We start from the raw sequence: 8,326 nt of genomic DNA, 5'->3' as shown, positions 1-8,326 counted from the left end.
CGCGCACGGAGCGCGGGAACAGATCACGAGAACGACGGTTGGGGCCGGTCGGGGGCGGGTACGTTCGGCGCCATGCGCACGATTGCCGTTCTCGCACCGCTCGCAGCCGCCACACTCGCCATCGCCGGCTGCGGATCGGACGGCGCGAGCAACGACACCGTTCCCACGACGATGCCCGCCGACAACCCTGCCGAGACCGACTCGACCGACACGCCCGATTCGACCGATGGAGCCGACGCATCCGAGCAGTTGTTCCCGGACGTGATCGACGCCGAGGCGGAGCGGAACGGCGAGACGTGGACCATCTCGGCGACGCTGTCGTCGCCGTACGACACCCCGGAACGCTACGCAGATGCATGGCGCGTGCTCGGCCCCGACGGCACCGAGTACGGCGAGCGAATCCTCACGCACGACCACGCGGGCGAGCAACCGTTCACCCGGTCCGAATCCGGCATCGAGATCCCTGACGACGTGACCGAAGTGGTCATCGAGGGCCGCGATCTCGAGAACGGATACGGCGGAGGCACCTTCACGCTGACGCTTCCGAACTGACCGACATCGCGTACGACGTCGATCGTGTTGACTGGTCGGGTGCCGACACCACCCCCTCCCCCACCCACTCCGGCTCCTCCGGGTCCGTCCGACCACGGCGCGGACGCGCTCAGCGGCGACATCCGCCTGCTCGGTCGTCTGCTCGGCGATGTCGTCCGCGACCAGGCGGGCGACCGGACCTTCGACCTCATCGAGGCCGCCCGCCGAGTGGCCGTGCGCGGTCGTCGCGACGGCGAGAGCTCGGTGGCCGAACTCGAGGCGCTGCTCGGTCCGCAGCCGATCGAACAGACCCTGCACGTCATCCGGGCGTTCGACTGGTTGTCGCTGCTCGCGAACACCGCGGAGGACCTCCATGTCGAGCGTCGGCGACGCCACCACCTGAGCATCGGGAGCGGCCCGCAGCCGGGCAGCCTCGCCGCGACCGTCGACCAACTCGAGCGTGATGGTGTCGACACCGCCACGATCGTGGAGATCATGGGGGCTCTGCAGGTCAGTCCGGTGATCACCGCGCACCCGACCGAGGTACGACGCCAGACGATTCTCGATGTCCTCGCCCAGATCGGCGATCTGCTGGAGCGACTCGACGGTCTGGGCGACGCCGACCAACGCCGCTCCGACATCGTCCGCCAACTCGAGGCGCAGATCCTGACCCTGTGGCAGACGGCGATCCTCCGATTGTCGAAGCTCCGGGTGAGCGACGAGATCAACGAGTCGTTGCGCTACTACGACGCGAGCCTCTTCGAGACGATCCCGCGCCTCGAATCCGACCTCGAAGCGATCGCCACGGAGCACTTCGGAGCTGCCCCGTCCGACACTTCCCAGGTCATCAGCATGGGGTCATGGATCGGCGGCGACCGCGACGGCAACCCGTTCGTGACCGCCGACGTCATGCGGTTGGCGATCAGTCGCCAGACGACCGTGGCACTGCAGCACCATCTCGACGAGATCCTGCGCCTGTCGGTCGAGCTGTCGATGTCAGCACGACTCATCACGCCGACAGAGGAACTCGACGCTCTCGCCACGGCCTCGGGCGACGATTCGGCGTTCCGAGCGGACGAGCCGTATCGCCGTGCCCTTCGGGGGATGTACGCCCGCCTGTACGCGTTCAGTGAACTGGTCCTCGGCGACGACGTCGACGAACTCTCCTGCCCGACTCCGCGCACGCCGCTCGCACCGTACGCCTCACTCGAGGAATTGATCGACGACCTCGACACGGTCGCCACCTCGCTGCGTTCCCACGGAGCAGCCGACCTCGCGGACGTGTCCGTGGCACCCGTGCAACGCTCGCTCACCATCTTCGGCGCCCACCTGTGCGGGCTCGACATGCGACAGAACTCCGCCGTGCACGAAAAGGTCGTTGCCGACCTGCTCCGGCACGCCGGCGTCAGCGACGACTACCTCGAGATGGACGAGACGGCGCGGATCGATGTGTTGACCAGCGAACTGAGGAGCCCCCGGCTGCTGCGGCACCCGACCGCGGTGTACGACGACCAGACGGTCGGCGAGCTCGCGGTCCTCGACGAGGCGGCGGCGACCGTCGGTCGGCTCGGACGCCGTGCGGTCCCGCACTACGTGATCTCGATGGCGACCGCCGTGAGCGACGTCCTCGAGGTCGCCGTCCTGCTCAAGGAGGTCGGTCTCGTTCGAACCGCGTCGGCCGGCGCTCCCGCCTCGAGCCAGTTGGACATCGTCCCCCTGTTCGAGACGATCGGTGACCTCGCCGGTTCGTCGACGACGCTCGCGTCGCTCCTCGACCACGACGTGTACGCCGAGCTGATCGCGTCCCGCGACAACCGTCAGGAGGTGATGATCGGCTATTCCGACTCGAACAAGGACGGTGGCTACCTCTCGTCGCAGTGGAACCTGTTCGCCGCCCAGGCTGCGCTCGTCGAGACCGCTCGTACCGCCGGGGTCCGGTTGCGTCTGTTCCACGGTCGTGGCGGCACCGTCGGTCGCGGCGGCGGCCCGGCATATCAGGCGATCCTCGCCCAGCCCCCCGGCTCGGTGGATCGAGCGATCCGCGTCACCGAACAGGGTGAGATGGTCGCCGCGAAGTACGCCCAACCCGCGCTCGCACGACGCAACCTCGAGACGCTCGTCGCCGCGACACTCGCTGCCTCGTGCTCCGGTGAACTCGGTGACGCCGCGCCGCAGCGCCACCGCTCGACGATGAGCGATCTCGCCGATGCCGCGTTCGAGGCGTATCGAACCCTCGTCTACGGCGACGACCGTTTCGCATCCTTCTTCCGCCAGATCACCCCGACCAACGAGATCGCCACTCTCAATGTCGGAAGTCGGCCGGCATCACGCACGAAGTCGACGGCGATCGAAGATCTGCGCGCCATCCCGTGGGTCTTCGGCTGGACCCAGTGCCGTCTCATGATCCCGGCCTGGTACGGCGCCGGGAGTGCGTTCGAGACGATCGCCGGGTCCGACGAAACACACCAGGAAGAACTGCGTCAGATGTACGCCAGTTGGCCGTTCTTCCGTACGATCATCGACAACATGGGGATGGTGCTGGCCAAGGCCGACATCGAGATCGGGCGCCGCTACGCGGACGTCCTCGTGACGGACGATTCGATGCGGAGCGACATCTTCGGACGGATCGAACACGAACACCAACTGACACGGACATGGCACGAGCGCATCACCGGCTCGCCCGACCCGCTCCGGGACAACCCACTCCTCGCACGCAGTCTGCGCAACCGCTACCCGTATCTCGATCCGTTGCACGTCATCCAGATCGACCTGCTCCGGCGATTCCGGGACAGCGACGACGAGGCCGAGGATCGCGATCTCGTCCAGCGCGGGATCCAGCTCACGATCAACGCGATCGCGACCGGAATTCGCAACTCGGGCTGAAACCCGCCCCGTTTCCCGATACGATACCCGACCGAAGTTGTCGGGATTCGGGGGAAGCCATCGACGCTCTCCCCGGGTGCCCGCCGTCCATCGTTCGGAGACGCCCATGGCCATCATTGAATTTCCGGAGTTCGCACCGCTCGACGACGTGATCGAGCCGGCCTGGTGGTCGGGCGTCGCCCCGCTCGACCGGGCCGAGTTCACGATCGACGCCGGCGATTTCGCGATGGACGCCGCTGATCTGACGGCCGACTCCGCACTCGCGCGCCGAATGCAGGAGATGTTCGACCGCGTCGGGCTCGTCCACCTGACGAACACCGGATTGACCGACCTCGCCGACATGCGCACGGCCGCGAAGTTCGTCATCGACCAGGAGATGCGGTACGAGGGCGGAGCGAACCCGCGTGATCGCATCGCGCCGAACGTCTACGAGGTCGGCGCGCCGCTGTCGGCGTGGCTCCACTACCACCACGAGATGGCGTATGTCGGCCGGAGCACCCGCTCGATCGGTTTTCTCGCGAGTGACGTCCTCCCGCCACCCGGACCCGGCGACGACGGAGTGAGCCGCGGGGCGACGTTCGTCTCCGATTCGATCGGAGCGACCGACAAGCTGCTGTCGACCGAGTTCGGCCAGAAGTTGAAGGACCTCGGTGTCTGCTACCACCGCAACCTCACCGACCGGGAAGCCTTTGCCGGTTCGGCGGAGTACGGCGTCTACAACCACTGGCAGAAATCGTTCGACACCGACGATCCCGAGATCGCCGCGAGCCGAGCCCGGGACCAGCGCCTCGCCGTCGAATGGGGTCCGAACCGGCTCCTGCAGACGCGGTACTACTGCCCCGCCTTCGAGTACTTCGAGCATCTCGACCGCAACGTGCTCTACTGCAGCCTCGCCGACCACGGCATGTGGTTCGACACCTGGCCGCTCGTGCAACACCTGCCGTACCACGAGCGCCCGCTGCACATGACCTTCGGCGACGACAGCGAATTCTCGCCCGACGAACTCCAACAGTGGATCGACCTCTACGACGACTTCGGGATGCCGATCAACTGGAAGCAGGGCGACGTGGCCGTGATCTGCAACTATCGCTGGGCCCACGGTCGTCCCGGGATCGACCTCGCCCCCGGCGAGGCTCGTCAACTCGGCGTCGTACTCGGTGAGCAGTACCACCGCGTGGGCGTTCGCTCCGACGGCTGGTGATGATGCCCCAAACGTGCTGAACTACGCCGATGGCTGAATTTCTCACCGACATCCAGACACTCCGCGACCGTGCCCGGGCAGGAATCGAGCAGGGCCCGATCACCGACGCCTACGGCGCGGACCGTGAGCGCGTCATCGAGGTGCTCAACGAGGCGCTGGCCACCGAGTTGGTCTGCGTGCTGCGCTACAAGCGGCACTACTACACGGCCAGCGGCCTGAGCGCAGCCCCCGTGGCCGACGAGTTCCTCCAACACGCGAACGAGGAGCAGGCGCACGCTGACCAGATCGCGTTGCGGATCACCCAGCTGCAGGGATCACCCAATTTCGACCCGGAGGGTCTCGCCACGCGGGCCCACGCCGAGTACGACGCATCGGAGAACCTGCTCGACATGGTGCGCGAGGACCTCATTGCCGAGCGCATCGCGATCGAGAGCTACAGCGAGATCATCACGTGGCTCGGATCGAACGACTCCACCACCCGGCGGATGCTCGAGGACATCCTCGCGGTCGAGGAGGAACACGCCGACGACCTGCTCTCGATCCTCGAGGACATGCAGCCGAGCTGACCGGTTACCCGGTCGCCGGGGTCAGTCGTCGATGTCGACCATCACCGGCGCGTGGTCACTCGGTTGTTTGCCCTTGCGGGCGTTCCGGTCGATCGCGGTCCAGGTCGCTCGTTCGATGACCGACGGTGAACACATCAACAGGTCGATCCGCATCCCGCGACCCTGGTGGAAGTCGCCGCCTCGGTAGTCCCACCACGAGAACATCCGGTCGGCCTCGTGGAACCGGCGGAACACGTCCGTGAGTCCCCACGCCTCCAGCTCGGCGAGGCGCTCGCGTTCGGGGGCACTTCCGTGTGTGGCGCCGACGAGCACCTTGGGGTCGTGTACGTCGCGATCGTCGGGTGCGATGTTGAAGTCACCACCCACGATGACGGGCAGGTCCGGTGTGGCGTGGGGATCAGCATCGAGGTGCTCGATCAGCCGCCCCAGCCACCACAGCTTGTACGTGTAGTGATCATCGTCGAGCGACCGCCCGTTGGGAACGTAGACGGAAGTGACGCGCACCCCGCCGCACGTTGCCGTGAGAATCCGCGCGTCCGGATCGGGGTCGCCGCCGCCGGCGAAGTTGGACACGACGTCCTCGATCCCCGCCTTCGACAGGATCGCCACGCCGTTCCACTGACCCTGCCCATAGTGGGCGCACGTGTACCCGAGAGCCTCGAAGGCCAGAGTCGGAAAGGCGTCATCGGCGAGCTTCGTCTCCTGCAGCAGGACCACATCGGGTTCGACCTCGCGCAGCCATTCCTCGACGCGCTCCTGACGGGCGCGCATCGAGTTGATGTTCCACGTGACGATCCGCATCAGCTCTCCTCGGAGCGGTTCGTGGCCGATGAGCGTCGAGACGCGGTCTTCTTCGCCGCAGCCTTCTTCGCCGGCGTCTTCTTGGATGCCGCCTTCTTCTTTGCCGGCGCCTTCTTCGCGGCAGCCTTCTTGGTCGGGGCCTTCCTGGTGGCGGACTTCTTGGCTGCTGCCTTCTTCGCTGGCGTCTTGGCGGCGGCTTTCTTGGTCGGTTCGTTCTTCGCCGCCGCCTTCTTCGCCGCCGTGGTCGCGGTCTTCTTGGCTGCCGCCTTCTTCGTCGCAGCCTTCTTCTTCGCCGGAGCTTTCTTGGCAGCCGTCTTCTTGGATGCCGCCTTCTTCTTCGCCGGCGCCTTCTTGGCTGCCGCCTTCTTGCGAGTCGACGCCTTCTCGGGCGCGGGGTCCTTCGACGCTGCTGAAGGTTCGACGTCGAGCGCCTCGGACACTTCCGAGGCGGTCGTCTCGGCATCGTCGTCGGCAGCTGCTTCGGCGATCGCAGCATCGGCGAGATCGGGCACCGCACAGTCGATGCTCCGACGTGCGGGCACGAAGCTCACCACGACCACCGTCACCTCGTCACCGATCTTCATCACGCTCTTCGCGCTCCGCGGTGTCGGTTCGGCCATCAGCCGCAGCGGGACGTAGCCACGTACGCCGGTGTCGCCGATCGCGATGTAGGCACCGTGCGACGAGTACGAGTCGACCGTCCCGTTCACCTCCGTGCCCGCGGGATGCTTCTCGACGAAGTCGAGGAACGGCATCAACTCGTTCACCGCTTCCCCGCCCTTGGGCGCCGACTTGGCCGACGTCGTGGACTCCTTCGTCGCGGGCGACTTGCGCGCCGCCCGCTTGGACGACCGCTTCGTCCCGGAGTCGTCCGACTTCGAGGAACCGGACTTCGACGTCTCGTCGTTCGAGGATCGCCCCGGTGGTGGCGACTTCGGTGTCGGCATCGGACCCGATGCCTCCTTGCTCCCCGTTCGAACGGCATTGTCGTCGCGCTTCGACCCGCGACGGGAGCGTCCGCCCGACGACCGACGGGTCGAGCCCGAACCTCGCGTCGCCTTCCTGCTGACCGGCCCGCGGACCGGTACCCGATCGACCCACACCCATCCGACGTGCGGGACCGGCTTTCCACCGATCAACCGGCCGTCGTCGAACAACCACGTGTACTCACCGTGGAACTCCTGGAAGGAGTCGTTCGAGAGCACCGATGCGTTGGCCTTGTCGGCGATCCCGAGCACGAACGCGTCGCCGCGCCCGACGGCGCCGGCAGGCGGCGCGACGAGTTCGTTGTTCGAGATCCCGGCTTCGAACTCGGGAATCTCCTTCTTGTCGATCCGATGCCCGAAGGTCGCGTCGACGACCACGGTGATCGCGGTGTCGGGATACTCCTCCATGAAACCGGCCACCGCCTCACTCAACTGCGAGAGGCTCGGCATCGAGCGTCCTTCGGTGGCGATGTTGGAGCCGTCGACCACGACGTGGCTGGGCCCGTTCTTGCTACTCATTTCGAGTTGTCACTTCCTGTCTTGTGTGCGGCGCCACGCGGACTCGCGTCGGCTGCCGGTCCGGTCCTGCGCATCGCACGGGCCGAACGTCACCTCCGATGGTAAGGGGTGGAGCGGGTCGGTGCACTGATCCCCCGGGATCGTATGCTCGCCTCGATGAGTCATCAGGATGTCCAGGCCGTGCTGTGGGACTTCGGCGGGGTGATCCTCACGAGTCCGTTCGAGGCGTTCAATCGCTACGAAACGGAGCACGACCTTCCCCACGACTTCATTCGTGGCGTCAATGCGGTCGACCCCGACTCGAACGCGTGGGCGCAGCTCGAACGCAACGACATCACCCCGGAGCAGTTCGACGGGGTCTTCGCCGACGAGTCGGCCGGCCATGGCCATCGCGTCCCCGGCGCCGACGTGCTCGGTCTGCTCTCCGGGGACGTCCGGCCCGAAATGGTCACCGCACTCGACCGCGTCATCGCCGCTGGCTTCCGGACAGCGTGCCTGACGAACAACGTCATCTCCGGTGAGACCGGCGAGACCCGCCCCGAGGTCAAGGCGGTCATGGACCGTTTCGGGCACGTGGTCGAGTCGAGCAAGGTCGGTGTGCGCAAACCCGAGCCTCGTTTCTACGAGATCGCGTGCGACCTGGTCGGCGTCACCCCCGAGCACTGCGTGTTCCTCGACGATCTCGGCATCAACCTCAAGCCCGCGCGGGCGATGGGGATGCAGACGGTGAAGGTCACCTCCGCGCACCAGGCGATCGAGGACCTCGAAGCGATCCTCGACCTCGACCTCCGCTGACCTCTCACAACGTTCTCGTGATCTGTTCCCGCGCTCCGTGCGCG

The 8,326-nt window shown here is 66.6% G+C and carries 7 protein-coding genes; 5 read left to right on the top strand and 2 right to left on the bottom strand.

Annotation, left to right across the window (positions count from 1 at the left end):
• The 4 genes from ON45_RS13620 to ON45_RS13605 form a co-directional block, all read left to right on the top strand.
• On the top strand, positions 1-552 hold a 552-nt coding region (locus tag ON45_RS13620), incomplete at its 5' end, for a hypothetical protein (RefSeq protein ID WP_206537697.1).
• A 39-nt stretch (positions 553-591) separates the two neighbouring features.
• Positions 592-3,414, top strand: coding sequence for a phosphoenolpyruvate carboxylase (ppc, locus tag ON45_RS13615; protein WP_051063051.1), 2,823 nt, complete (start codon positions 592-594; stop codon positions 3,412-3,414).
• 106 nt (positions 3,415-3,520) lie between these two features.
• Positions 3,521-4,615 carry a TauD/TfdA family dioxygenase gene (locus ON45_RS13610; protein ID WP_040494539.1) on the top strand — a complete coding sequence of 365 codons (1,095 nt, stop codon included), beginning with the start codon at positions 3,521-3,523 and terminating at the stop codon, positions 4,613-4,615.
• A gap of 29 nt (positions 4,616-4,644) precedes the next feature.
• Positions 4,645-5,181 carry a ferritin-like domain-containing protein gene (locus ON45_RS13605; protein WP_040494538.1) on the top strand — a complete coding sequence of 179 codons (537 nt, stop codon included), beginning with the start codon at positions 4,645-4,647 and terminating at the stop codon, positions 5,179-5,181.
• 21 nt (positions 5,182-5,202) lie between these two features.
• Here ON45_RS13605 and ON45_RS13600 read toward each other — a convergent pair whose 3' ends face one another.
• Entirely contained in the window at positions 5,203-5,982 is a 780-nt protein-coding gene (locus ON45_RS13600; protein ID WP_040494537.1) for an exodeoxyribonuclease III, read from the bottom strand.
• Positions 5,982-7,487 (bottom strand): S1 RNA-binding domain-containing protein, encoded by a 1,506-nt coding sequence (locus tag ON45_RS21570; protein ID WP_083914974.1) that lies wholly within the window; start codon positions 7,485-7,487, stop codon positions 5,982-5,984. The genes ON45_RS13600 and ON45_RS21570 overlap by 1 nt, the downstream gene beginning before the upstream one ends.
• A gap of 156 nt (positions 7,488-7,643) precedes the next feature.
• On the opposite strand from ON45_RS21570, the gene ON45_RS13590 reads away from it, so the two are divergent.
• A complete protein-coding gene (locus ON45_RS13590; RefSeq protein WP_040494541.1) occupies positions 7,644-8,282 on the top strand; it encodes an HAD-IA family hydrolase in 639 nt (212 codons plus the stop codon).
• Positions 8,283-8,326 lie beyond the last annotated feature (44 nt).

It is taken from the genome of Ilumatobacter nonamiensis YM16-303 (assembly GCF_000350145.1).
GTDB classification, from domain to species: domain Bacteria; phylum Actinomycetota; class Acidimicrobiia; order Acidimicrobiales; family Ilumatobacteraceae; genus Ilumatobacter_A; species Ilumatobacter_A nonamiensis.
The sequence above is the reverse complement of the archived record's forward strand: the minus strand, read 5'-3'. Positions and strand labels throughout refer to the sequence as shown.

What these genes read in the sequence shown, in the direction of transcription:
- ON45_RS13610 (WP_040494539.1), top strand. Translation starts at nt 3,521, where the DNA reads ATGGCCATCATTGAATTTCCGGAGTTCGCACCGCTCGACGACGTGATC.
- ON45_RS13605 (WP_040494538.1), top strand. Translation starts at nt 4,645, where the DNA reads ATGGCTGAATTTCTCACCGACATCCAGACACTCCGCGACCGTGCCCGG.
- ON45_RS13600 (WP_040494537.1), bottom strand. Translation starts at nt 5,982, where the DNA reads ATGCGGATCGTCACGTGGAACATCAACTCGATGCGCGCCCGTCAGGAG.
- ON45_RS21570 (WP_083914974.1), bottom strand. Translation starts at nt 7,487, where the DNA reads ATGAGTAGCAAGAACGGGCCCAGCCACGTCGTGGTCGACGGCTCCAAC.
- ON45_RS13590 (WP_040494541.1), top strand. Translation starts at nt 7,644, where the DNA reads ATGAGTCATCAGGATGTCCAGGCCGTGCTGTGGGACTTCGGCGGGGTG.